The sequence below is a fragment of the Metapseudomonas cellulosilytica genome (assembly GCF_049334135.1).
GTDB lineage: Bacteria > Pseudomonadota > Gammaproteobacteria > Pseudomonadales > Pseudomonadaceae > Metapseudomonas.
On sequence record NZ_JBHZGN010000032.1, the window covers coordinates 1 to 23729 of the forward strand.

The 23729-nt window shown below is 58.6% G+C and carries 21 protein-coding genes and 2 pseudogenes; 5 read left to right on the forward strand and 18 right to left on the reverse strand.

Annotated features, from left to right (window positions below):
- Window positions 1-70: 70 nt before the first annotated feature.
- The 10 genes and pseudogenes from ACFW0H_RS27190 to ACFW0H_RS27235 all read right to left on the reverse strand — a co-directional run bounded on the left by ACFW0H_RS27190 (window position 71) and on the right by ACFW0H_RS27235 (window position 10746).
- Complete coding sequence (locus ACFW0H_RS27190; RefSeq protein WP_422916960.1) at window positions 71-1327, reverse strand: aromatic ring-hydroxylating oxygenase subunit alpha; 1257 nt, start codon at window positions 1325-1327, stop codon at window positions 71-73.
- 400 nt (window positions 1328-1727) lie between these two features.
- The gene (locus ACFW0H_RS27195; protein ID WP_422916961.1) at window positions 1728-2459 is read right to left on the reverse strand and encodes a substrate-binding periplasmic protein; all 732 of its coding nucleotides are present in this window, start codon (window positions 2457-2459) and stop codon (window positions 1728-1730) included.
- Window positions 2460-2791: 332 nt separating this feature from the next.
- Complete coding sequence (locus tag ACFW0H_RS27200) at window positions 2792-3316, reverse strand: hypothetical protein (protein WP_422916962.1); 525 nt, start codon at window positions 3314-3316, stop codon at window positions 2792-2794.
- A gap of 65 nt (window positions 3317-3381) precedes the next feature.
- Window positions 3382-4368 (reverse strand): caspase family protein, encoded by a 987-nt coding sequence (locus tag ACFW0H_RS27205; RefSeq protein ID WP_422916963.1) that lies wholly within the window; start codon window positions 4366-4368, stop codon window positions 3382-3384.
- Window positions 4368-4739 (reverse strand): TIR domain-containing protein, encoded by a 372-nt coding sequence (locus ACFW0H_RS27210; RefSeq protein ID WP_422916964.1) that lies wholly within the window; start codon window positions 4737-4739, stop codon window positions 4368-4370. Before ACFW0H_RS27210 ends, ACFW0H_RS27205 begins: the two co-directional genes overlap by 1 nt.
- A 202-nt stretch (window positions 4740-4941) precedes the next feature.
- Window positions 4942-5775 (reverse strand): DUF4062 domain-containing protein, encoded by an 834-nt coding sequence (locus ACFW0H_RS27215; RefSeq protein WP_422916965.1) that lies wholly within the window; start codon window positions 5773-5775, stop codon window positions 4942-4944.
- A gap of 495 nt (window positions 5776-6270) precedes the next feature.
- Complete coding sequence (locus ACFW0H_RS27220; RefSeq protein ID WP_422916966.1) at window positions 6271-6741, reverse strand: LysR substrate-binding domain-containing protein; 471 nt, start codon at window positions 6739-6741, stop codon at window positions 6271-6273.
- A gap of 223 nt (window positions 6742-6964) precedes the next feature.
- Window positions 6965-7195, reverse strand: a pseudogene (locus ACFW0H_RS27225) (NYN domain-containing protein); the annotation flags it as partial.
- Window positions 7196-7247: 52 nt separating this feature from the next.
- Window positions 7248-8018, reverse strand: coding sequence for a DUF6602 domain-containing protein (locus tag ACFW0H_RS27230; protein WP_422916967.1), 771 nt, complete (start codon window positions 8016-8018; stop codon window positions 7248-7250).
- A gap of 1357 nt (window positions 8019-9375) precedes the next feature.
- The gene (locus tag ACFW0H_RS27235; protein ID WP_422916968.1) at window positions 9376-10746 is read right to left on the reverse strand and encodes a transposase; all 1371 of its coding nucleotides are present in this window, start codon (window positions 10744-10746) and stop codon (window positions 9376-9378) included.
- A 171-nt stretch (window positions 10747-10917) separates the two neighbouring features.
- Between ACFW0H_RS27235 and ACFW0H_RS27240 the strand changes: the two genes are divergently transcribed.
- Window positions 10918-11109: a DUF7740 domain-containing protein gene (locus ACFW0H_RS27240; RefSeq protein WP_422916969.1), complete on the forward strand. Its 192-nt coding sequence runs from the start codon at window positions 10918-10920 to the stop codon at window positions 11107-11109.
- 139 nt (window positions 11110-11248) lie between these two features.
- Here the strand turns inward: ACFW0H_RS27240 and ACFW0H_RS27245 are convergent, their stop codons facing one another.
- Complete coding sequence (locus ACFW0H_RS27245; protein ID WP_422916970.1) at window positions 11249-12136, reverse strand: DNA-binding protein; 888 nt, start codon at window positions 12134-12136, stop codon at window positions 11249-11251.
- A gap of 87 nt (window positions 12137-12223) precedes the next feature.
- Here ACFW0H_RS27245 and ACFW0H_RS27250 point away from each other — a divergent pair, with 87 nt between their 5' ends.
- Window positions 12224-13360, forward strand: a complete 1137-nt coding sequence (locus tag ACFW0H_RS27250; protein ID WP_422916971.1) for a site-specific integrase — start codon at window positions 12224-12226, stop codon at window positions 13358-13360.
- 200 nt (window positions 13361-13560) lie between these two features.
- On the opposite strand, the gene ACFW0H_RS27255 is transcribed toward ACFW0H_RS27250, so the two are convergent.
- From ACFW0H_RS27255 to ACFW0H_RS27270, 4 genes are read right to left on the reverse strand one after another with little or no spacing between them, the layout of a single operon-like run.
- Complete coding sequence (locus ACFW0H_RS27255) at window positions 13561-14910, reverse strand: hypothetical protein (RefSeq protein ID WP_422916972.1); 1350 nt, start codon at window positions 14908-14910, stop codon at window positions 13561-13563.
- Entirely contained in the window at window positions 14891-15823 is a 933-nt protein-coding gene (locus ACFW0H_RS27260; protein ID WP_422916973.1) for an AAA family ATPase, read from the reverse strand. Before ACFW0H_RS27260 ends, ACFW0H_RS27255 begins: the two co-directional genes overlap by 20 nt.
- Window positions 15820-17730 (reverse strand): hypothetical protein, encoded by a 1911-nt coding sequence (locus ACFW0H_RS27265; RefSeq protein ID WP_422916974.1) that lies wholly within the window; start codon window positions 17728-17730, stop codon window positions 15820-15822. The genes ACFW0H_RS27260 and ACFW0H_RS27265 overlap by 4 nt, the downstream gene beginning before the upstream one ends.
- Window positions 17727-18407, reverse strand: coding sequence for a hypothetical protein (locus ACFW0H_RS27270; protein ID WP_422916975.1), 681 nt, complete (start codon window positions 18405-18407; stop codon window positions 17727-17729). Before ACFW0H_RS27270 ends, ACFW0H_RS27265 begins: the two co-directional genes overlap by 4 nt.
- Before the next feature lie 200 nt (window positions 18408-18607).
- On the opposite strand from ACFW0H_RS27270, the gene ACFW0H_RS27275 reads away from it, so the two are divergent.
- Together ACFW0H_RS27275 and ACFW0H_RS27280 are read left to right on the forward strand one after the other, a co-directional pair.
- Complete coding sequence (locus ACFW0H_RS27275) at window positions 18608-19612, forward strand: hypothetical protein (protein ID WP_422916976.1); 1005 nt, start codon at window positions 18608-18610, stop codon at window positions 19610-19612.
- Window positions 19613-19815: 203 nt separating this feature from the next.
- Window positions 19816-20091 (forward strand): annotated as a pseudogene (locus ACFW0H_RS27280) (MFS transporter); the annotation flags it as partial.
- A gap of 152 nt (window positions 20092-20243) precedes the next feature.
- Here the strand turns inward: ACFW0H_RS27280 and ACFW0H_RS27285 are convergent.
- The 3 genes from ACFW0H_RS27285 to ACFW0H_RS27295 form a co-directional block, all read right to left on the reverse strand.
- Window positions 20244-20660 carry an SRPBCC family protein gene (locus ACFW0H_RS27285; protein WP_422916977.1) on the reverse strand — a complete coding sequence of 139 codons (417 nt, stop codon included), beginning with the start codon at window positions 20658-20660 and terminating at the stop codon, window positions 20244-20246.
- A gap of 83 nt (window positions 20661-20743) precedes the next feature.
- Window positions 20744-21754: an aldo/keto reductase gene (locus tag ACFW0H_RS27290; RefSeq protein WP_422916978.1), complete on the reverse strand. Its 1011-nt coding sequence runs from the start codon at window positions 21752-21754 to the stop codon at window positions 20744-20746.
- A gap of 162 nt (window positions 21755-21916) precedes the next feature.
- Complete coding sequence (locus tag ACFW0H_RS27295) at window positions 21917-22813, reverse strand: LysR substrate-binding domain-containing protein (protein ID WP_422916979.1); 897 nt, start codon at window positions 22811-22813, stop codon at window positions 21917-21919.
- Window positions 22814-22936: 123 nt separating this feature from the next.
- Here ACFW0H_RS27295 and ACFW0H_RS27300 point away from each other — a divergent pair, with 123 nt between their 5' ends.
- Window positions 22937-23728, forward strand: a complete 792-nt coding sequence (locus tag ACFW0H_RS27300) for an SDR family NAD(P)-dependent oxidoreductase (protein WP_422916980.1) — start codon at window positions 22937-22939, stop codon at window positions 23726-23728.
- Window position 23729 lies beyond the last annotated feature (1 nt).

The following is a 23729-nucleotide window of genomic DNA, read 5'->3' on the forward strand; positions in this document are numbered from 1 at the left end:
TGGTCGGTATCGGCGAAGCGTTGATCAGCGCGCAGGCTGGCGATATTTTCAAACATGCTCATCACCGTACTCACACGCCATGAGCCGCGAGGCGGGCCGCGTACCAACGGGAGAACTGATCGACGTAGCTCTCGGTAAAGGCCGAGAACGGGCCCGGCGAGTACGCCGGATCCTGAGTGCCGCTGTGCGTGATAGCTACCAGGTTTGCATCCTGCTGATTGGTGGCCATCCACACTTCGGTCAGGGTCTGGCGGTCATAATCGACGCCTTCCACGGCATCAGCATGTACCAGCCATTTGGAGCGGACCAAGGTCTTGTCCGGGGCCAGCGGTATGATGTAGCTGATCACCGCATGATCGCTCATCACATGGGTCCAGGAGTTATGGGTCCACATATGCGTGTCACCCAGATCGCGACGAGTCAGGTTGCCGAACAGCTTGGTGCAAGCGACCTTGGTATCGATGGTCTGCGACTCGCCATGGCCTGCGATCACCAGACGCTGGGTGCGGAACTGAGTCACGGCGTTTTCGTCGAGGTATTCGACGGGGGCGCAAAGATGACCTTGGCTTTCCCAGTTAGTCTGCGCATTGGTATTGCGCTGGAAGTACTCTTCCAGAGCCAGGAGCGAGTCTTCGCCCATTCCGTCGGTGCAGAAGCCGAAATCTTCCGGCAGGAACGACGCGGTCAGCTCCGGATGGGTGGCCGCGCAGTGGTAGCACTCGCGGTTGTTTTCCATCACCAATTTCCAGTTGCCGTTCTCAATAATTTCAGACTCAAAGGCAATCTTGGTGTTGGTCAGGTCATAAGGCGCGAAACGCGCCGCCATGGTTTGTTCCAGTACGGAAATATCTTCAGGCGGGTTGTCACCCAGGCAGACAAAGATATGCGTTCCAACAACCTTGCAATGCACCGGAATTAGGCTGCGACACTTCGAATCGAAGTCCTTGCCCATGTGCGCAGCGTGCTTAAGACTACCGTCCAGATCATAGGTCCACTGGTGGTACGGGCAGACAAGCATACCCACGGTGGACTTACCGGCATCTTTGAGCCGGGCACCGCGGTGACGACAAACATTGCGGAAAGCGCGGACCTGCTCATCATCGTCCCGCACCAGGATGATCGAGGACTTGCCGATGTCGATGGTCGAAGCATCGCCGGGTTCGGCGACATCGGCGGTAACACCAACAAGAATCCAGTGTTTGGTGAAAAAGATATCCACGTCTGTGTCGAAAATATCTTCTCGGCCAAAAAGCTCACCAGGCATACCTTGGCCTGGTTGACGTTGATTCACGAGTTCACGATGAGTTTTAACGGGCGCAATGTTCATTATTATCCTCAGGCACTTTGTCAGGACATCACGGATGACGTGAAAAAGTATCCGAAGACCTCAAAAAAGCGTCAACGCGCTTAATTTTACGTGTCACATTACCTAAAGTTATGCGTGCAGAATCAGTAGGCCGAAGTGGAGCTTTTCCCGCAGCAGCCATTCGATCAGCGTTAGAAATTGCCTGTCATCTATCCCCGATCCCCAGGGTGGCGAGTCGACTTTGGCTGCAGCTGCAAGGACATCGACCCCTCCGCGAAAGCTCGACGGTCCCACCTTTAGAATGATCTGAAACCTTCCGCGCTAATCACGCACGCACACTGGCATCACCGGAAAAGGATCCCTGGCAGTGGCTACATGGCGAATCAACCATTGCCCCTCGCCTGCTGCCAGCGTGTCGTGATCACTTCAGACCGTTCTCTCGGAGAATAGTGTCGAAGGTGCCATCTGCCTTGATGGTGGCCAGTCCCTTGTTGAATGCATCGACGATGGCCTTGTGGCGCGGATTCTTCAAACTGCTGGCCACGTGCATCTGCTGGCTGGACAAACCGTTATGGGTGAACTCGATCTTTTGCATTAGGTCGGGGGCATTGTTCTTGATGATCCAGCGGGCAACGAATTCGTCCTCTAGCGTCAAGTCGAGCCGCCCGCGAACCAGCTTCTTGACGTTTTGCAGGACTTGGGAAACCTCGGGCCGAGCGAAATTGGTGGCATTGAGGAATTCGTCGCCGTAGCCATACCCTTTGACAATGCCCACTGTTTTTCCAGTCAGACTCCCCAGTCCATCGTATTCAAACGGGTCGCCTTTACGCTTGATGAACTTTATCTCGTTCTTCAAATAGGGTTCGCTAAACAGCAGGAACGCCGCCCGTTCTTGCGTCCACCAAGCATTGGGCAGGATGTCATACTCGCCGCTTTTCACTCCGCTGAGCGCTCGCGCCCAGGGAACGAAGCGCATGTCGACCGTATAGCCTTGACTGGCAAACGCTGCCCGAACAATTTGCAGGCAGATGCCCTGTGCAGGATGGGTCGGGTCTGCAAAGGGGGGATATGAGTCAGCTGCTGCAATGATTTTCTGAGACCAGGCAGGAGCGGAGAACAACAGACAGAGCAACAGGACAAGAACACGCCGCATACGCTTCTCCTCAACAGTGGAGAAAAGCTATGTTCAGTAGTTTAGTCAAACTGCCCCTCGTAACGGGTCTCTTTCGGCCAAAATCTGCCATTTGCGGCGAACTTCTCTCGCCCCATAGCGGCCCCGTAAGCAATCTATAAAGCAGGAAGTATAAAGCTGCCGGTTTGCTCTTCGAATAAAAAGCCCGACTTAAGGTCGGGCTGTAAGTTATGGCTTGCGACTGATCGGGGGAACTACTGGCGGCGGCGGCGGCGGCGGTGGGCGAACATCACCACGAACATTTCTAGTTGGTGGCGGCGGTGGCGGCGGTGGCTTTTGACTCATGTTGCCTCCTAAAGAGTAGGGAATTTGGCAATCGCATAGGCAATCGCAGCAAAGGTCGTCGAGATAATTACTGCCATGTTGCAGAAATATAAGCTGGAAGATTTTCTGTCGTTATTTATCGTCGAGATAGAAGCGCAGTCCATGTAATCCAAATATAGCTTTCGCCTAATCTCTGCGGTGACAATGGAGTCGCAATCAACGTCGGCCGCATAGTAGGCAAGTAGCTGTTGTCGCCAGTCTTCTAAATCGTTCGGGGTGACTATGGCCCGATCCATCTTCCCCAGTAGCGCATCTGTAAAAAAATACGCTCCGAGGAATAAGAAACAGATGGAGACAGCCAGCACAGTCCAAAACCAGATTGTCAACCCTAGCTCTAGCTTCTTGTAATCCGTGCTGACGACCACTGCATAGAAACCAACAACGGCAACCATCACGGCGAGCGGGATATTGAGTCGAGAGAAAATTTGTTCCTTGCGCTGTTGCTCATGAAAGTAAATTTTCTCGTAGTGGGCAAACAACTCTTGTTGATTCATGAGCCTCCCTTCAATTTACAATTCGATAATGCTTATGTGAATTGCTAAGCTGCCCGCTATTTCTCCTATATGAGGCTCTTCGATGCTAACCTTCTATAGTGTTCGCCAAGTGCTGTGAGGCGGACAGTCTTGCTTTCCATTGCAGCATGCCACATGTGCGGTGCACCCTCTGGGACAAGAAGCCCTACTCGGTTGTACTTCTGCAGGATTTTGAAAACGGCGTTGTGATCCGGATTAGGTGCCGGAATGCCTTGAGGATTCGTTGCCCACGACTCATGCCGTTCTGGCTCATATGTGGGATCAAGTTGGAGTTGAAAGCCTGCGGCCGGAAAGAACTCTGAGATTCGACGCAACTCAGCGAGCTCCAATGGAGGCTGTACTTTCCGCAAGGAAACGAAACGCTTAACATTAGTCTTGAAAACGGGGCGCTGCGACCATGGTCCAAGCGACTGGTCTACGTGTGCATAGACACCTCCTGGTGTTACGTCACCAACGAGGTTCGCCGCAGCACCACCAAGTGCGTCCACGAGCAAACTGGTGAAGACTCCCGCTCCATCCTCCTCGGTTGCATACTGCTCCGCTGTCGAAGCTGTGAGAATGGTTACGCCATCGCTAATCTCAGCAACCTTCTGTTGCAGTGCGCTTCCTCCTGCGATGCCACTATGACAGCTATCCAGAACAATCACTCGGTTCTGGACCTTCGACTGGTTTGCCATGGTCATGATCTCGGCCAACGGCACGCCATCATTTCCTGTTTTCACCTCGGAGGAGCATAGGTAGCCGCCCGTTGCTTCGATGTGACCGTGACCGGCAAAGTAAAAGAGAGATACCTCGCCATCACCTTCGAAGAGACTTTCGATGGCCTGCCGAAGATCATCTCTCCCAACCATATCGCTTGGCCCAGTGGCCGTTAGATGCTTCACACCGAAATTCACTGAACCATCGGCGTGTCGGTCAAGCATTGCCTTAACCGCGAATGAGTCGTTGACGCAGCCATGGAGAGACGAGACGTTGGAGTAGTGATCAATGCCGACAACGAGAGCTTTACGCATCAGAGGCTATCAATCCAGTTGGCGATGTTGTCCCAAGTCCAAACCATCGTATTCACTCCGGCGAGGTCAGTGCGATCATCCTTATAGGCCCAAATCCCACGAATTTTCTTTTTCTCTTCCTTGGCGCACTGAATCTCCCACTTCTGCCCACTGGATTTGAGGGAATTCTTGCTGACGATCACCAGTACGCCATCTGACCTAAGAATGCGAGTGCGCACCTTCTTTTTCCACTCGTCGTCGTAGGCTTCTTTTACCGACATATCTACGTACTCAAAGGGCGAGTCCGTATGCAGAGACTGCCCCTTGATCATGTCGCGGATGCGAGCATCCTCGATTGCAAAAGCAACGAAGACAACTTTCTTTTCGGCCATGGCAAAACTCCTTTTAATGGCTTCGACTAAATTACTGCACAACTAATAGGCGGTTCCTGCTGGGCGCGAACGGCAGGTATTGGTAAAATTGCCAAACTACCTATGTAGCCAAACTGAATCCACCTTCCACAAGGGGCGTACAGGAGTAGGTCCATTTAGAGACCACTAGACCCCCAATACTACTGGAACTCTACAGGGCGAATTACAGCGCATCTGCAACTCTGTAGCCTTGATCAGTCAGCTCGAAAATTTGCCCCTTTCCTCCTCGCGACCGGACAAGTCCATGGTTCTCCAACTGCTCCAACGCACCTTCCCATAGCGCAATTTCCCGGCGCCCACCATCGCCAATAATATTTTTCCCGTTAACTTGTATTTCAGTTCCGCCTATATGGCCCAAGTGCAAAATAACACCACCCCGGTCCAGCGATGCTTCCTTCAGGAGTATCTTGGCCTCTTTTGACAGTCCCGGCGATGCGGAGGCAGCAAGAGAGATCGACGGGATGCCGAGGGAAACCGAACCGGCCTCCCCCAACAAGTCGTTCATATGCATGGCGAGGTGTTTGTTTAAATCTTCGGCGAACTGCGTAATGTCGGCAAACTGGTGATAAAGGCCACGAGATTTACAAGACTCCTTGAATTCCTGCAGCCGGTCGTACTCTTCGCGGACAACTGACGCCATCGCAACCGGTTCCTCGGAGAAGTAGAGGAGAGTTGGTTTTCCGGCTTCAATATGTCGCTCGATCTCTTCAACGCTTCCGCTTGCATATCCCTCGGTTGGCGTCCCGAGGCGCGTCCAAAAGACACCCACCAAAATATCGGCATCAGCGAGCAGCTTGTCGTTGATGATGTCTTGCGCAGGACGTCCCATATTTGGGGCCGAATTGGTTTCCCACCCTAGAGCAAACAGAATTGCCTTACGATGCTTCGTATGGATTTCGTTCCACACGCGCACCGAGCTTCTGACCTGGGCTCGCGCCGCGCTCACGTCACCGGGCGATGCGATAAACACGTTGTACAGCGTCACTCCATAACTCATGCTTCCCTTCTCCTCGGGTGAACGAGCCCCCTTTATACCAACGGAGCGGCGCGGCCAAAAGCCATCAGAGATGGTAATTGATACGTGGAGCCTAGATTGCGTGGTGGCTGGGCCTGGCTGAATCTCGCGCACAAGGTCATCCGCCCCCTGCTTCGTAGGTAAGGCGCCTTCATGTCGACTTAGGCCATTTCATAGGCAACCGAGAGATTGGTTCAGATCAGTCATCAACACGTTGCACTGGCCGCCGACGAAGTTGTTGAAAGTGATCCGCCTTTCGACCGTGCTGTTATCTCTTCCGTTCGTGGACGGTCATCAACGTTCGTTTAGGGTGGGCTCCGGCCAGGCGCGACCCGCAGAAGCCAGCCACTTCCCGCTAATCCGCCGGTTTGGGGTACTACGAATGGCCTACTCGCTCATGCCGGCGAAGTAGGTTTTGGCCAGAGCTGTAGCATTTTGATCGTGATGGTCCAGTCTTCGTGGATTCAGACAGCGAAGCTACCGCACGTCGTTCTCTAGCGACCTCCACAGTTCGAGTATCGTCTGGTTGGGGTTACTTATCGATCTGAACGACCAGATTTCCAGCTCGGCACTCCATCCCTCGCCGGCGCGTACTAACCTGCCAGCAGCGATCACCTCTTCGACAGCCAACTCCGGCTGCCAACTGATTCCATAGCCTTCCCGAGCCATTCTCATGAGATGCATGGCCATGTCCGCCTCGTAGAAACGCTTGAGATGCGGTTGCTGGCTTTCACCTCTGAAGATGATCTCCACTACACGCCCCAGAAACGAGGTGGCCGTGTAAGCAAGGTAAAGAATGGGGTTCACCGACGAGCCGGGCAGTTGGAACAGCGGTTTCCCATCCGCATCTGGCGCCGATACCGGAATGAACGCGTCGGCTCCCAGTCGAAGTCCAATAAACTTGTCGGGATCGAGAAAGATGGGGGGCTTGAGGATGGCTGTACCCAATCATCAAGTCGCAGTTTCCTTCGGCCAAGGCAATCACCGCGTCGTGCACATTCGCTGCCAGGACATGGGCGTTGAAATAGCCATTCCGCCGTTGGAATTCGACAAACCACTTGGGTACGAAGGTCATGGACAGCGTATGGCCTGCCACCACCTGGATTGAGCGCCCGGGCATGCGATCACCTCGTCGCAGTGCAGATCGCAGCTCCATGAAAGTCGTCAGCGCATTCTTGCCGGCGGCGTATTGGTATTGCAGGCAGGGTGTGAAGGCCTGACGGACCAATGCCTCTTGCCATCGATTGCCAAGCGTGGCGTGGTTGCCATACCCACGCCGCAGAACAACCCGCCCAAACTGGGCAACCACCCGAAGTGCATGGTCCAAAATCTCGGGCGGTACGTTGTCGCAATCTACGAGTACAGCGACGCGTAGGTCGCTATCTGAGTGACTCGTATTCATTCCCCGACTCCCTCATTAAACCAAATTCCGAACGTATGGCTGGGGCCCACTCTTACATAGGGAAGAGGTCGATACCGAGTACCTTCTTGACCTGACGCTTGTGATAGATATCGCGAGGAGCCAGAGCTGCTCGAGGCGCGTGGCGATTCGTTATGTAAGCTTCGACATGTCTGTAGAGGGACAGGAAAAACAGCTCCAGTGCGTTGATCTCCATTCCCTCTAGATCCTCGAAGAAGTACGACAGGTAGCCCGCCCCGTCGCGATCATGGATAACGTAATTCCGCTCGAGGTGGTAGGACCTATCGAGGCCCGTGATCTCGTCCGGCAAGAAGTGAAAAGTATCGTGGTCGAAGTCATCGCGGCCATCGAGGTGCGGATAGGTATCGAAGTAATCGTGCAACAACGCGAGTTTTGGGGCGTTGAACATGAACAGATAGGTCCGTGTATGTGATTCTAGGGCCTCGAAACTAGCGAAATAACGAATAACATCGTGGAATGTTTTTTTATTGATAGAAGTCTTGACCTCAAGAACAGCGATCACTGCTTCTGCCGGAACAACCACCAGCCCTCCAACCTGATAGAACGGTGCATACAAGTGGGCATCGTAGATCAGAATGTCACATTGCTTGGAGATTCCGCCGTCTTTATCGAGGATGAATCCTTGGTTGACGCTGACCAGTTGCGGGAGATGCTCCTTAAGAAATTGACGCAGCACTTCTTCGGCCAGCGCACCGGTCGTGGGGTTGTGTCGAGTGATGTAGGCCTTTGCCTGCATAATTTTGCTGTGCAGTTCTTGGCCGATGTATTCGAAGTACTGACTCATCCAGGGTCTATTCCTCTTGCGACGTCTTCCGCCACTACCATCGAGAGCTTTGTGTCCAGCGCCTTGTACATGCTCACGGCTCAACCTGTATGGCCTTAGCCACTGCGCTTGGCTAATCTGGCCCGCCCGACGAATCAATCGTCTGGTTGCATGGGTAGCCGCGGGGATGGTGACCGAGCAGTATGCCAGTGTGTTCCGCGACTTGAGGAGGTGATCCCACAACTCCTCATGCCTGGGTGACGTGAGTGGGCAAGTCTCCCAAGGTGACAGGTTCCATCCAATCCAGGTTCGATAGGCATACGCCGCAGATCGGATCACCACCACCTTCGTGATTGATCGGCTGAAAGACCCGTCGGATCAAACCGCACTCAACGCACTCGCCTCGCTCCGCCCGAAACAGCACAACCAGCGCTGGTTCTCCCGGCTCACGAGGGGGTATAGACCAGTGGGTGGCTCCCCAACTCGTTGCATCCTCTACCGTGGTCGTCAATAGTTGAAATGACTGTGTCAAGCGAAGTGGTTGCCCCCTGGGCACAAGCTCGCTCGCTAAGGCAAATCGCAGAAGGGCCACCAATTGCTCTCGTATCGCCCCCTCGAAATTCCAGCTGCTCTCCAGCGCTTGCTCCAACACGCTGAGTGCGTTAGACAGCCGTCTGGTGCCAACGACCTCGTCGTAAACCCGGCGAGCCTTGTCGGCCTTTTCTGCAAGATTTTGCAGTTCTACCTGGATAAGAAGGGAAGGCTTAAATTGGAGCGCTGACTTTTTCCCATTGCATGAGCTACATGCTGGCATCCAATTTTCGAACGAATTTAGGTCGAACGAAGCGGGCAGGCCAAGCGCCTCCTTAGCAGCGTTAAATAGTGAGGGACTCTCAAGAAGGTGCTCAGGCAAAACATGGTCGACGACCATTGAGGTGAGGTCGAGTGGGACCCTGCACAGGTAGCACTTCGTGCCGTGTACCAAGAATATCGCGTACCGTTGCGCGCTGGAGAATTTATACCTCGACATGATGCAATCTTTCGTCACCTCACCGTACGAACAATAGCGTCTACTCGTCTGCTCAACGCGCCACAGCCACGTGTTTAATCCGCGATTTTGGCCGTTCTTCTGAATACCCAAATGCTGCCAGAAAGCCACCCATGCCGGACGACCGTTCATGGCCGATTTCTGCCGATTAGGACCGGCAGCTTTGGGCCGATTGTGTTGAAAAAGGCGGTTCTGCGGCAGCCAGTCGGCCAGGTGCGCCAGCTTTCGAAGTGGCTGCAAGCCACTTCAAGTTGCCTTTCGGCGTTTCACTGAGCCACCGGGCTCAGGTTTGCGGGTTAATTCGAGGGTTTCTGCTCGCAGCAGGCGTACCTATCCCGTGATCGGTGGCCCGTGAGGCATGAGCTTGGCCATGCGTCGCAGGTTTTGCACCGTCGCGGCCAAGGTGAATTCGTCGGTGGCGCCGGTCAGGCCACGCAGTCGTAAACGGTCGAGTTTCATGATCCGTTTGAGGTGGGCGAACAGCATCTCCACCTTCTTGCGCTCGCAGCGAGAGACGAGGTACTCCGGTGTCTTGGCGATGCGTCGAGCTACGTCGCGAGCAGCCTCATGGATACTGCGGACGATCTTCCGATTCGGCGTATTGGGACAGCACTTGGCTTTCAGCGGGCAGGTGGCGCAGTCGGCTTGGCTGGAGCGGTAGATGATGGTGTTGGCCTTGGTCACCCGCGTTCTCTGTTGGGTGAAGGCGCGCCATTCACTGCGTAGCGGTTTGCCGGCTGGGCAGCGGTATTCCTTGGCCTCCTGATTCCAGTGAAAGTCGTTGCTGGAGAGACTGTTGTCCTTGCGCTCGGTCTTGTCCCACACCGGCACATGCGGCTCGATGTCCTTCTCCTCGACCATCCAGGCCAGCATCGGGGCCGTGCCATAGGCGGTATCGCCGATCAGGCGTTCCGGTGTGAGGTCGAACTGCGCTTCGACGCGCTCGACCATCGTTTTGGTCGACTCGACTTCGGCAGTCCGATGCGCCGGGGTGGCTTCCACATCCAGGATCACGCCGTGCTCGGTGTCGATCAGGTAGTTGGTAGCGTAGGCAAAGAAGGCCGGACCACCTGGCGCGGCGGTCCACCGGGACTGCGGATCGGTGAGTGAAATTTTCTTGGGCAGGGCTTCGGCCAGCGCCTCTTCATCAAGGGCTTCGAGGTACTCGCGCACGGCGCGGCTGCTGAGCGCCGGATCGCGCCAGTCGACTTCATCGCCCGCCACCCCACGTTGCCGGCTGGCATCCGCCTTGATGATGCTGGCGTCGACGGCGAAGCCTTCGCCCTTGACCAGCCCAGCGGCCATGCAGCGCCGGAGCACCTCATTGAACAACCAGCGGAACAGGCCGCTGTCACGGAAGCGGCCGTGGCGATTCTTCGAGAAGGTCGAGTGATTGGGCACTTCGTCTTCCAGGCCCAGCCGGCAGAACCAACGATAGGCCAGGTTCAGGTGCACCTCTTCACACAACCGCCGCTCGGAACGGATGCCGTAGCAGTAGCCGACCACCAGCATGCGCACCATCAACTCCGGATCAATCGATGGGCGTCCGATGGGGCTGTAGAAGTCGGCCAGGTGAGCACGCAGGTCACTGAGATCCAGGCACTGATCGATGCTGCGCAGGAGGTGTTGGACTGGGACGTGCTCTTCCAGATTGAACGAGTAGAACAGGCGCTCCTGTCCTCCCGGTAACTGCCCCATCATGCTGCCTGCCCCCACGCTCACTGAGCGTGCGATTCTGCCGGCGGCATGGGGCGGCAGCTACTTTTTCAACAGAATCGGCCGTACTCAGCCCTTCACCAGGCCGAAACGGTATTGAGCCATTCCAAACCCAGACGGCATACTGCCTGACGACATCGAATGAGCTTATGACAAGTGAATTTGCAAGACGCCACCCTGGCCCTCTTCCTCGCCGCACGCATCCACGGTACCGACGCGGCCATCAAAGCCACAGCCAAACGCTGTTCGAAATCACTGCCGCGCAGCAAGCGCGACCTGATGTTCGCCATCGTCGACAGCGCCGAGCCACTCAAGCTGGTCAATTATCTGGCCGAACACTTGGACTAACCGGGCTCGACAACACGTCGACTGCCAGATGTGGCCCAAAATGATCGTGCTCGACGCCGGCCTGAGCTGATTTGAGATCGCCCACCAACATTGCCTCGCTTACCCCATGCCCGTCCGGGCGGCCGGCAGCTCCCGGGCACTATTCCGCGTCTGCCGATTTTCTCGGTCGTTTCGCCGGTTTGACTGTCTTCGCGGGCTTGGCGCTGGTGCGCCGGGGACTTGCGGCAGCGGCGAGTTGCTGCTCGAGCGTCATTGCCCGCGCCGATTCAGCGGCGGCGACTTGTTGCGCTTCGCTAAGTTGGGCCAGCGCGATATCCAGCCGCTGGCGCAGTTGTTCCTGCTGCTTCCCCACAGTCTTCAGTTGGGTCGCGGCCGCCCTGCTCTCCTCGCGGGCGCGATCGACTTCCCGGTGGGCACGCTCCTCCACGCCCCGCACATAGCCGGCCGAGGACTCGCGCTCCTGCGTCAACTGACGCTGCGCGGCCTGCAGCTCCTGGCGCAGGGTGCCGACCTCGTGCACGGCTTCTTTCCGCTCCGTCGTAAGGACCGTACAACGGTTCTGCAGGTCGTCCAACTGCGCTTGGCGTTGCGCGAGCAACTGCTCCAAGTCAGACAACCGGGTTTCCGCGGCCTGCCGTGCAGCCTGGTCCGCCGCTACCTGCTGCCGCGCCTGCGCCGCTGCCTGGCGTGCCGCCTCCTCGACGTCTGCGACTCGCACGCGTTCGGCATCCAGCACGGCCCGCTGTTCGCTCAGCCCCTGCTCGGCGACCCCCTGGGCGAGCAGGATTGCCTGCTGCCACACGGCGACAAAGGCCTGGGCCACCTCCGTCGGCAGCGTCGGCAAACGAGTTTCGCCACGCAGGCGCTGGGCCAACTGGTCCCACCACTGGTCCAGCAGAGCACCGACCCGTGCCGGACTGCCGCGGCCGAGTTCGAGGCGCACGCGCTCCACGGTGGGCCGCTCGCCGCGCGCCAAGACGGTATCCGCCGCGGCGAACACTTCGGTTTCCGGTACGCCTACCGCCATGCCCAGCCTCCTGCTAGATTAGGTCTGATAATCGAATGTTATCCGACCTTATCTGAATCAAGCTTCATTTATCATACGTTGAACGTAATGGATCATACACATCTCTTGTTACCGGGCGACAATCCCCTGCTCGCCGCCGATCGCCTGGATGCCACGGCCCGTGCCGCCGCCGCGGCGTTTGTTGCCGCCGGCACCGCGGCCAATACCCTGCGCAGCTACCGCAGCGCCCTCGCCTACTGGGGCGCCTGGCTGCAGCTGCGCTACGGTCGCACCCTGGAGACGGGGCCGCTGGAGGACACGGTGGCCGTGCAGTTCCTCCTCGACCACCTGGCGCGCCCCGAGGCGGGCGGCTGGCAGCACCTGCTGCCGCCGACGCTGGATGCCGCGTTGGTCGACGCCGGCGTCAAGGCCAGGCTCGGCGCCCTGAGCCACAACACCGTGCGCCAGCGCCTGGCCGTGCTTGCCAAGTGGCACGCGCTGAAGGGCTGGCCGAGCCCAACCGAGGCGGTGACGGTGAAGACCCTGCTGCGCGAGGCGCGCAAGGCGCAGGCGCGCCACGGCGTCACGGTGCGCAAGAAGACCGCGGCGGTGCGCGAGCCGCTGGCGGCACTGCTGGCCACCTGCACGGATGGTGTGCGCGGGATCCGCGATCGCGCCCTGCTGCTCTTGGCCTGGAGCGGAGGCGGCCGCCGGCGCTCGGAGGTGGTCGGCCTGCAGGTCACCGATCTCCGTCCGTTGGACGCGGACACCTGGCTCTACACCCTGGGCACGACCAAAACGGAAACCGGAGATGTGCGTCGAGAAAAGCCGCTGCGCGGCGCCGCGGCGCAAGCCCTGACGGCTTGGCTGGCGGCGGCACCGGCCAGCAGCGGGCCGCTGTTCCGTCGTGTTTACAAAGGAGGCCGTGTGGGTAGCGCGGGCCTTTCAAGTGACCAGGTCGCGCGCATCGTGCAGCGCCGCGCGCAGCTGGCCGGGCTCGCCGGCGATTGGGCCGCGCACAGCCTGCGTTCGGGCTTTGTCAGCGAGGCCGGGCGCCAGGGCGTGCCGCTCGGCGAGGTGATGGCGATGACCGAGCACCGCAGCGTGAGTACGGTGATGGGCTATTTCCAGGCCGGCGCGCTGCTCGGCAGCCGCGCCAGTCGACTGCTGGAGACGCCCGAACACCTCGCTGGCAGGCCCGAGGGCAGGAGCGAACCGTCCACCAACGGTCAAAACCGTGGCTAAGGGCACGGGCACTATGTGCAGCGCACTTCAACCGCTAAGCGGTCTTTGCCAGCCGCCGTCGCCACCGGTCACTGGCCGGTCGACCGGCTGCGCAGCACTGAAAAGGAGACACGGGTGGGCGCGAAGCGATTACCGGAAGCGTTACCTAGCCCCACAGCCGCGAGGTGGAGGCGTCTGGTTCGGCTGCTCAGGGACCCACGTTAAAAGTAAAACATCGCTGTCGCCCGCAGCGAACCGAAGAACAGCCTGGACTTGGCCGAGGTGCTCAACTCTGCGCGGGTACCGAAATTGCGCAGTCGCAGGACCTGCTCCTCCCGGGCCGGCCCCATGAGCTGGCGCATGGCCGCTCGATCAGCGGGCAAATCGAATACGCACCTGCAGCAGCCTTCCCAGCGCTCCCCGAGCAGCCGATCCAGCATTGGCAGGAATTGGCCGGCGTGCAGCACCGCAAAAAAATGCCGCGGATCAATGTGCACGAAAAACTGTGACGCAGCGCGACTCCAGAACCATAAGCGCGCAACGAGCTGGTAGAACACGCATTGAAAGAAGCGTTGCGCCACCCGGGGCGCCATCTGCAGCTTGGCCAACTGCTGCACGGCCTGCGCTGACAGTCGCGGCATCGCGTCAGCACGGCTCAGGTCCTCAAATTTCTGCCGAAAGATCGACAATGCCGCGGTATACACGCACACGCTGCGCGACGCATCCCCAAAGTCGGGGCGCGAAAGCACGGCACCGCAGGGGCAGTCGCGATGCGCCTTGAGCAGGCGCATCTGATGAAAACTCACAAAGCGCCGGTAGCTCTCATCGGGTGAGCTCGGCGCCGCACACGGCCCGCCCAGTTCAAGCGTCTTGTACCAGCTCTTGGTGGTAGCATCGTGAACAAACTCCGGCATCGCGCCACCCTCCGCGCACGCTTGCGCGCCACAGTCGGTCAACCTATCGAAATGGAGGACATCCAGTACCGCCAAGCGGTGCAGTCGAAAGGTATGCGTGACGAACATGGAGCACGCAAGCTCGTGCCTGTGGATGGCAGGAGTGTGACATACGGCAAAGATCGCCCGCCGATTCGGTACCCAGTAGCCGCAGTCCACACAACGGTAGCCGACCGCGCTACCGAACGGGGTAGGGGTGAATTTGCGAATGTCGTGGCAACGTTCGCACAGGGGGATCAGCGGCTGGTGATGCCACGGACAGCTGACCACAAAGCGCAGGGCAAAGATTGCCGGCACGAACCCTGTCCCAGCCAGGCATGCCGCACAATATTTGAGGGGGCCGTTGACACTTCTCGGAAAGCAATCGGCGGCTAGTTCGAGGAAGCTGGTATTCAAGAAATAGCCGGGCGAGCTGTCGTAAAGTTCGTGCAGGGCCTCCTCGATGTCGGTTTTCCCCCTCCAGTGCCGCCGGGGCATGAGGGGCACTGCTCTGAGCACTACCTGAGCGCGCATGCCATTGATCACCGACGTTTTGTGCAGAATGGCAATGTCGTGCTCAAACTGCCACGGAAAATGATCTGGGAAAAAAAGCCCGTATTTATAGTGCATCTGTTGCATTGCAAAACATCGCAATCCCACTGCAATAGACCGCTTCCTGGATCATCCGCTCATCGATTTCAAACAAGACGCTGTCATGCGGCGCGATGAGCAGCAACAGGTCAAGGATCGCCTCACGCACATGCTGCATGGGTAGGTTGTCGACGTACTTCCCCTTCACGCGTGTCGCGAAGGCCTTCCAGAACCAGTCAGCCAGGGGCGCCAGCCTGAATCCGGCGGCAAAGGCCGCTGGCGCGAAGAAGGCGGTGTAGCTGATGCCCGACCCGACGGGGTATTCGGAGCCCGCATCACACGCCTGCAGGATTGCCGTTAGTTGTCCGACGTTCTCACACCCCTTGAACTCGATGATTTCTGAAAAGAAGCGCGCCACCAGCTGATCGTGCTCCAGCACACGAAACGCGGAGAGTCGCTCACTGATGGCGTTCGCCTGCCCAAAACCGATGACCGTTAGCTGAATGCCTGACGACTCGAGATAATCGTAGAGGTCAGCCAACACGTGAAAGTCGTTCTGAAGCCAACGCTGAATTTGATCGATTACCAATACACATTGGGGCGCGGGTCGGCCAGTCACCTGTCCTTCGATGTAGGCCAGCAGATGCTGAAGGTAATCGACCCCACGCGCTTCAGGAAGCACGTGCTCCGATGCGCACAACTCCTTCAAAGCGGACTGCCGCTTGCCGGGATCCCGGTGGCGGGCAATGTGGCGCGTCGTGAACACCTCCGGCAACGTGTCCTTTAACTGGCCGGTGACATATTCGGAACAACGGGATTTGCCGACCCGCGACGCGCCTTCGAACAACACGGCGGAGCGCCGGGCGGTGACCCGATCGAGACACAGGTGGAGTGCGCGGCTCATCTGCTCCGTGATAAACAGCGCCTCGTGGGTCTGGAGGGGATGCGCGCCGGCGTTCATGGCTTGAATCGGTTCAGCGCGTGCCCGGGTGTGGGGAGCTCACCGTAATCGTGATCCGGCTGGATAAGGTAGTACGGTCGCTCAGGCCGGCTTTTTCGGGGCTGCCGGTTGCCTGCCTCCGGGGTTGCCGCTTCGCGACTGATGGACAATGCCACTCCCGCTTGTCCCTGTCGGATGAAGTAGTCACCGAGCTGTTGAACCGGGGAGCTATCCTCATCGAGTTTCAGATCCCCGGAACGGATCAAGCTGTTCACCTTGCGCCGCACGGCCGGGGTATGCTTGAACTCGCCCCACCACCCTTGGGCGCGGAGATAACCAATGCACTCACCATTGGGCAGATAGGCTTTGACGGCGCGGTAATCGTGATTGTCGACTTCGATCAACAACTGCATGCCGACAAAGCCGTAATCACTCGCCAGCACCTCGTTGGTGTAGTGCACCCGATCGAGCTGGATGTAAGGACGCCGCCCACTGTCGGCACTGCCTCGCACGGTCGCTTTGCGAGTGGTCAGATCCGCCTGTAATCGCTCGCGCTGCTCGGTGGAATAGGTGGGGATCAATGCGCCCTGGCGGAAGAACTGCTCCAGGCAACCTAGTGGTGAAAAGAGTCCTAAGCCTTCACTGGGCGTGGCGTTGTAGTTGGCCAGCATCACGTCGATCGCATCTTCCATTAGCAAGAGATCGACTTCGAAGTCCACGGCCTTTTGCTCGGCGTCCTTGGCCCGCCCGGCATGAGGATGACTGCCAGTGGAGGACATCAACCCATGAACTTTGCGTGCCACCTCCAGGAAGGAGCGCTCGATTTCCGCGCGCGTTTCGAAGTGCCCGACCGGGCCGATGCACACCTGGAAACCGAAGTCGCTGCGTGCGGTCGTGGTGATTTTCTTGGCGAGGTTGGACAGGTGGGCATCGAAAAACAACACGCCGAAGCTGATACCGTGGCAATCTTCGATGACGCCTGAAGGCAGCCCTGCGCCCGGTTTGTATTGATAGGCTGTGTTCGCCAACGCCCTGGGACGCCATTTCCCCAGGCAGGCCTGGGCGATGACCTCACGTACATCGGACGCTGAGACCTCACTTCGCAGGACGAGCTTGTAGGCCAGGACCGCATGGGAAAAAGCGTCGATGATCGACAATAACCAGATTCGATCGATCACGACCCATTGATAGTATCCAGGCGCTTCTTCGATTCTCAGCGCGAAGAATGCGTCGATGCAATGGCCATCCAGCTGAGCACAATCGAAAGGCCGCTTAGCGCGGATGAATCTTCGATGACCGGTACCGGTCGCTAGATGGGCCATGGCAACCTCGTCACCGTGGGCATGAATGTATTGGACCGCAAACTGTGCACGCAGCGCTTTGAGGTACTTGCGGATGGCCGTACGACCTTTGTGCTTAGTATTGAATGGCCAAGCGGGTGGGGCTATGCCCGCCTTTTCCAGCGCTTGATAAAACTTTGCGATTAAGAAACTCAGCCCCCCCCGATCATCATTCAAGACCACACCTGGCGTACGGAGGAGGTCAATCATGAAAGCTTCAATTTCGGCGTGTTCGGACAACAGCAGGTTGAGCACACCGGTCAGCCCACCCTGCTGTTCGCTGCGTTTCGGGCCGATGGGCTTGTGTCGCTCATAGGTAACAATCCGGGCTTGCTCTAGTAACGCCCGCTCCCCAAAATAATGACCGTCGTCATCCATGGCGCAGAAGCGCGCCGCGTTCCGGTTAACCTCGTTGGACGGCATTCCAGTGCGCAGCCTGATCTCCTTCATTGCAGCGCCGTCAATGTACAATGACACGGCAAGCCGCTTGCGGGCGAACTCCGGCCATTGCGCCTGCGGCACCGTCGCGGGTTCGAGGCGCGGGTAATCGCCGTCTCTGATTGCCTGGGGGATCGCGGTCCGCTTCATGATGGGTCCCTCCGCGACCACGCCGTGTGTCGCGTGGGGGTGGACTCTTCAATCTCGACTGTCACCAGCCCTTCGATGGTGAGGCGCACCAACGCACAGATCAGGTGCGTGGAGGCCAGCGTGGGATAGGTTTGCAGCAACCCGCCAAACGTACCCGCCTGCACCTGATTCACGTAATCGAGAACAGTCTTCCGCACGTGATCTACAAGGGGTTGATTGCGCCCAACTGCAATGAACTGCATGAGACGCAGTCGGGGCAGCAACTCATAGTGGCGGGCCACACGTGTGGACTCATCAAATAAGCGATACAACGCACTGTTATTCGCGGCTAATTCGCGCTGTATCTTGATCTGCTCGCTGGAATTGACTTCATCCACATGTCCGGCTTTGACTTCATGCCACTCCAGCACCCCGTCGGAGTTCTTGGCCACGACGTCGGGCCGAGTCCGACGACCGCCGAACTGGTCGCCGTAGATCTCATCCACCCCGGGGATCCAGAAGTCAACGATATGGGGATCAAACTCAAGGTTCAGCAGCCAGTGCGCAAGCTCCTGGTTACTTTCCAGGATGAGGTCAGAGCGCAACTTATGGCTGTAGACTAACCACAAGTAACTGCGTGACGATCGCCGGCTACGAATCCGCGCAAGAAAGGCGTTCTCGGGTGTTTTATTAGGCATAATCGGCCCCTCAACTGATGTGAGTCGTGGGGTGACTTGCCTCTCCCTCGCGTGAATTCCCTTTGAATGGGGGAGCAGCACCGAGCAACATTATAGCCGTCAAAATAGGTTTAGCTAATTGGTGAAAGCTTAAAATCTTGAATTTTTATGTGATTTCGGCATATGCATGGCGATGCCACAGTTCTCGGAGTTTAGACACTATGCATCTAGATCAGGTTGAGCTAAGCGGTGGTCTGACTGCGCGGCAAGAGGCGGAACGTCGTAGGGCCTTGCGCCGCTACATTGAATGGCAAGGCCGCGATTTGCCGGCGCTTGCCTACGAAGTCTGTCTCTATCTGGCGGACTGCTTTGGTAGAGGTGACCGAGCACCGCTGATTGTGACGCTGACCGCGCTCAGTGAGTGGCACAAGGAAAACGACTTTCCCGATCCGACTCAATGTCCGTCAGTCGTTGATCTGGTACAGCAAGTCAGGTTCCGGTTGCCCCGACGATCGCCGTCAATATTTCAACCGCCTCCTTCGATCATGGATGTGCAGTATCTTGCCGAGGCCCATCAGCACCGTTTTTCCCCCAGGGCGCCGCAATACATAAACTTGTGCGAAGATTCAATAAAATCAACTCCCCTTTTTGAGCTTGTTGCTTGCCGAAATAGAGCAATTTTGCTCATAGGATTCTGGTTCGGATTGACCATTGGAGAGGTGTGTAGGCTTAGGAGGAAAAATGTAAAAATAACGAGTAATTATCTTGAAATTACCATTAGTCCTGGTCGTGGGAGAGCGAGATACTCCTTCCAGATTGGCCGCCTCCCCTTGCTCTGCCCTCTGGCGGCGCTTGAAGACTGGCTGAACTACCCCTGCAACACACAAGACTATCTCTTCCCTCGTACTACGTGGAAAGCACTACCCGGCCCGGTCTCCCTTCAAAGAGTGCAAGATAGTTTCAAGAAGCTTTTGGTAACGTCTGATGGATGGACAACCAGCGGCCTACAGCTTCGCTATAGTCTTTACTTTTTCTTGGCGGAAAATGGCTGGTCCCGCAGTAAAATATTGAAGCATTTACCCTTCTATGGCAGCGATGCATCAAAGAGGCGTCTTGATCGCACGTGGAGAAATACATACAGCCATCAACGTCCTTCAACTATCCCCCCTGCAATACTGTCAGCGATAGTGTCGAAATTCGAGAAAAGCATTTATAAAACCGCTTAGAACCTGCCGGAATAAAAAATAAAAAATACTCATCGACTCTATCTGCACATTTGTAAATCTTTAGTTGCGGAAAAAGCGAAAGTCATTGCAGACCCGAGTTTCTGCGAACAAATTAATTGAAAACCTTTCGGGAGGGAAATGGAACTTATTGAAATAGAAAGAGTTTTTTCGCTTGGCGGATTCAGAATATTAGTTCTGAGGACTTGTTCGCCATCAACATGGCCAGTGCAACGGCCTGTATGATCGTCAACACCATTATCAGCACCCGCCGCGTCGCCTCGTTCGGCTCGATCCAGAATTTCGGTGGCTATCTCGCCGGCTCCGTGGCGCCCGTGGTGACCGGCTTCAGTGTCCAGCACAGCGGATCATTCTCGGCCTTCGTCATCAGCGCCGCCGTGGCCTCGGTATCCGCACTCGCGTATTTCGTGCTGCTGAAGGCGCCAGTGGCCGAGCCGCAGAACAAGGCGGCACCGGCCTGAATGACCCTGTCCTGGGCCTCTACCAACAGAGAAAGGGTCAGGAAAAGCTGGATCAATTGATTGGCTGGCCTTCGGTGCGCGTCTGGTCGCGCAGAAGAAAGCCCCCTGCCCGGCGGCGAACACCTTGCCGTCGCACAGGGGGCCTCAAGCCATCAGCTCTCGATGGCTCGCTTCAGCGCTGCCAAGCCATCCTCATAGATGGTGGTGAAGAGCGCAGTGGCTTCCGCGTCGCTGATGCCCTCGGGGATGAAGGAACCGAACCATTCCACGCGGGAACCCCGGCCATCGTTTCCGGGCAGGACACGCAGGGTCGCTTCGTAGTCGCGGACCGGGGCGGGCCCGCGGAGGATGGTGTAGCTGTAGCGACGCTCGGCTTCATTGAAGTCCAGCAGGCGCTCGATGATGGTCTCGCCGGCCACGCTCTTCAGGGTGCGCACGCGGCCGCCCTCGCTGAGCGCGCTCTGCGGAATGAACGGCAGCCAGTCGGGCAGCGAGTCGAAGCCGCCGATCAGTTGCCAGACCTGGTCGATGTCGGTGTTGAGGTCGATGAAAGCAGTGGCCTTGGCCATGATGTTTCTCCCGGGGCATTGGCCCCAAATGATTCGATGATGGGCTGTGATGCGCCGGGCCGCGAGGCCCGGCGACTGAGGGTTCAAACAGTCGGGACAGGTGCCACGGCGCTGATCAGGCCCTGGGCGCGCAGGTCGTTCCAGAACGCGGCCGGGATGACGGCGCTGAGCGCGGCATAGTCCTCGTTGGCGTGCAGCGGACGGGTCGAACCGGGAATCGCGGCGACCACGGCCGGGTGGGCCAGGGCGAATTGCAGGGCGGCGGCTTTCACGTCGACGCCGTGGTCGCGGGCCACCGAGCGGATGCGTTCCAGCTTCGCCAGCACGGCCGGGCTGGCCTTCTGGTACTCGAAGTGTTCACCGCCGACAGTCACGCCCGAGCTGTAAGGGCCGCCGACGACGATGCCGACGCCCTGCTCCACCGCCTGCGGCATCACCCGCTGCAACGCGCGTTCATGGTCCAACAGCGAGTAGCGGCCGGCGAGCAGGAAGCCGTCGGGGCGCGGCTCGTCCAGGTCCAGGGTCAGCTCGATGGGCTCGACGCGGTTCACGCCCAGGCCCCAGGCCTTGATCACGCCTTCTTCACGCAGGCGGGTGAGCACGCGGAAGGCGCCGGTACGGGCGATCTCGAACTGGGTCAGCCAATCGTCACCGTAGAAGTCCTGGGCGATGTCGTGGATCCACACGATATCGAGGCGGTCGGTGCCCAGGCGCTTCAGGCTGTCCTCGATGGAGCGCAGGGTGGCGTCGGCGCTGTAGTCGTTGACGATGCGGTTGCGGTTGCCGTGCTCGAACAGGCCGCTCTTCTCGCCCAACTCGCGGGCGGCCGGGTCTTCCAGCTCGTCGAGGATGACGCGGCCGACCTTGGTGCTCAGTACGTATTCGTCACGCGGGCGGTTGGCCAGGGCGGCGCCCAGGCGGGATTCGGAAAGGCCGGCGCCGTAGAAGGGAGCGGTGTCGAAGTAGCGCACGCCGTTGTTCCAGGCGGCATCGACGGTGGCCTGCACTTCCTCGGCGGGCACGGCGCGGAACATGTTGCCCAGCGGCGCGGTGCCGAAACCAAGGCGGGTGGGGATCAGGGACTTGAGACTCATGACGGGGTTCTCCGGGTTGGGGGGAGTCGCTTGTGAACTCCAGTGGCGGCAATCCTATGCCCGCCCAGTCGAGACCGTCCAAGTCATAATTCGACATACTTGAGACTAAAAAGGTCATCACCCCACTCTGCCCCGCCGTAGCGATTTGCCGGGAAGATCCGTTCAGACTTCCGAGCAGGCCAGTACCATCTCGCGAAACTCACTCACGATCGGCCGCAGGTCGACCCGGTGCCAGGCCGCCCACAGGCCGGTGCTCTGCCCCAGCCAGGGCAACTCGCGCAACACCACGTTGGGATTGCGCTCGCCGCCGATGCTTTGCTGGATCAGCGCCAGGCCCAGACCGGCGGACACCAACCCGAGGGCGCTCAGCGGCTCGGCGGCCTCCAGGCGGATCTGCGGGGTGAACCCGGCTTCCACGCAACTGGCCAGAAAATGCTCGCGACGGCTCTGCTGCAAGTGGCCCTCGACCATGATCCAGTCCTGCTCGTGAAGGTCGGCCGGTTCGATGACGGCCTTGTCGGCCAGGGAATGTCCCAGCGGCAAAGCGAGGTGCAGCGGGTCGTTGAACACCGGCGAGGCGAGCAGGTCAGGGTCGTCAGCTGCCGGCGGCTCGCAGACCAGGGCAATGTCCAGGCTGCGCTGGCGCAGGCCTTCGAACTGCTCCCGGGCCGAAAGGTTGTAGAGCGCGATATGGATGCCCGGTCGCTCCTCGCGCACCCGGCGCAAGGCATCGGGTAGCACGCCGGCATGGATGGCATGACTGACGTAGCCGATGCACAGCCCGCCCGTCTCGCCCCGGCCCAGGCGGCGGCCGAGGGACTCCAGGCGCTCGGCGTGCTTGAGCAGCGCCTTGGCCTCGTGCAGGAAAGTGCGCCCGTCGGATGTCAGGCGCAATCGCTGTTGGCTACGCTCGAACAGTTGCAGTCCGAGGCGCTCCTCCAGTTGGGCTATCTGCCGGCTCAGCGGTGACTGGGAAATGTGCAACTGCTCCGCTGCCTTACCCACGTGCTCGACTTCGGCCACGGCGACGAAATAACGAAGTTGTCTGAGATCCAGCATATGACCTTCCGGGACTCAAGTGTGTCGAATTAAGTTATGTACGATCTTACAGACCATCCCTAGGATGTCGCCAGATCCAGTCGATTACCGGCACATCCCGTGCCCCCGAAAGAGGACCCCGACATGCAGATCGATCTCGGCGGCAAGACCGCCATCATCAGTGGTTCCACCGGCGGCATCGGCCTGGGCATCGCCCGCCAGCTGGCCGCCTCCGGCGCCGAGGTGGTCATCGTTGGCCGCAACGCGGCTTCCGTCGACCAGGCCGTGGCCGGTATCCGCGAAGCCAAGGGCAAGGCCCGTGGCGTGATCGCCGACCTGGGCAACGCCGCTGGCGCCGAAACCCTGTTCGCCGCCGAGCCCCACGCCGACATCCTGGTGAACAACCTGGGCATCTATAACGACGTCGATTTCTATGAGACCAGTGACCAGGAGTGGCTGGACTTCTACGAAATCAACGTGCTCTCAGGCGTGCGCCTGGCCCGCCACTACACCCCCGGCATGGTCGAGCGCGGTTGGGGCCGGGTGATCTTCCTGTCCTCGGAATCGGGCGTCGCCATTCCCGCGCAGATGATCAACTACGGCGTCACCAAGGCCGCCAACCTCGCTGTCTCCCACGGCCTGGCCAAGCGCCTGGCGGGCACCGGCGTCACCGTCAACGCCATCCTCCCCGGCCCGACCTTCACCGAAGGCGTGGCGAATCTCGTGGCCGACGCCGTACGCCAGTCCGGCCGCACCGCGCGCGAGGAAGCGGATGAATTCGTGCGCCGCGAGCGCCCCAGCTCCATCATCCAGCGGGTGGCCGAGGTGGACGAAGTCGCCGCACTGGTAACCTACGTCGCCTCGCCCTACTCTTCCGCGACCACGGGAGCCGCCTTGCGCGTAGATGGTGGCGTGGTGGACAGCATGGCCATCTGAT

Excerpts from the sequence above, each read along its gene's own strand:
- ACFW0H_RS27205 (WP_422916963.1), bottom strand. The coding sequence starts at position 4,368 with ATGCGTAAAGCTCTCGTTGTCGGCATTGATCACTACTCCAACGTCTCG.
- ACFW0H_RS27195 (WP_422916961.1), bottom strand. The coding sequence starts at position 2,459 with ATGCGGCGTGTTCTTGTCCTGTTGCTCTGTCTGTTGTTCTCCGCTCCT.
- ACFW0H_RS27255 (WP_422916972.1), bottom strand. The coding sequence starts at position 14,910 with ATGCAACAGATGCACTATAAATACGGGCTTTTTTTCCCAGATCATTTT.
- ACFW0H_RS27275 (WP_422916976.1), top strand. The coding sequence starts at position 18,608 with ATGCATCTAGATCAGGTTGAGCTAAGCGGTGGTCTGACTGCGCGGCAA.
- ACFW0H_RS27235 (WP_422916968.1), bottom strand. The coding sequence starts at position 10,746 with ATGATGGGGCAGTTACCGGGAGGACAGGAGCGCCTGTTCTACTCGTTC.
- ACFW0H_RS27285 (WP_422916977.1), bottom strand. The coding sequence starts at position 20,660 with ATGGCCAAGGCCACTGCTTTCATCGACCTCAACACCGACATCGACCAG.
- ACFW0H_RS27215 (WP_422916965.1), bottom strand. The coding sequence starts at position 5,775 with ATGAGTTATGGAGTGACGCTGTACAACGTGTTTATCGCATCGCCCGGT.
- ACFW0H_RS27190 (WP_422916960.1), bottom strand. The coding sequence starts at position 1,327 with ATGAACATTGCGCCCGTTAAAACTCATCGTGAACTCGTGAATCAACGT.
- ACFW0H_RS27300 (WP_422916980.1), top strand. The coding sequence starts at position 22,937 with ATGCAGATCGATCTCGGCGGCAAGACCGCCATCATCAGTGGTTCCACC.
- ACFW0H_RS27260 (WP_422916973.1), bottom strand. The coding sequence starts at position 15,823 with ATGAACGCCGGCGCGCATCCCCTCCAGACCCACGAGGCGCTGTTTATC.
- ACFW0H_RS27210 (WP_422916964.1), bottom strand. The coding sequence starts at position 4,739 with ATGGCCGAAAAGAAAGTTGTCTTCGTTGCTTTTGCAATCGAGGATGCT.
- ACFW0H_RS27290 (WP_422916978.1), bottom strand. The coding sequence starts at position 21,754 with ATGAGTCTCAAGTCCCTGATCCCCACCCGCCTTGGTTTCGGCACCGCG.
- ACFW0H_RS27250 (WP_422916971.1), top strand. The coding sequence starts at position 12,224 with ATGGATCATACACATCTCTTGTTACCGGGCGACAATCCCCTGCTCGCC.
- ACFW0H_RS27270 (WP_422916975.1), bottom strand. The coding sequence starts at position 18,407 with ATGCCTAATAAAACACCCGAGAACGCCTTTCTTGCGCGGATTCGTAGC.
- ACFW0H_RS27245 (WP_422916970.1), bottom strand. The coding sequence starts at position 12,136 with ATGGCGGTAGGCGTACCGGAAACCGAAGTGTTCGCCGCGGCGGATACC.
- ACFW0H_RS27295 (WP_422916979.1), bottom strand. The coding sequence starts at position 22,813 with ATGCTGGATCTCAGACAACTTCGTTATTTCGTCGCCGTGGCCGAAGTC.
- ACFW0H_RS27200 (WP_422916962.1), bottom strand. The coding sequence starts at position 3,316 with ATGAATCAACAAGAGTTGTTTGCCCACTACGAGAAAATTTACTTTCAT.
- ACFW0H_RS27230 (WP_422916967.1), bottom strand. The coding sequence starts at position 8,018 with ATGAGTCAGTACTTCGAATACATCGGCCAAGAACTGCACAGCAAAATT.
- ACFW0H_RS27265 (WP_422916974.1), bottom strand. The coding sequence starts at position 17,730 with ATGAAGCGGACCGCGATCCCCCAGGCAATCAGAGACGGCGATTACCCG.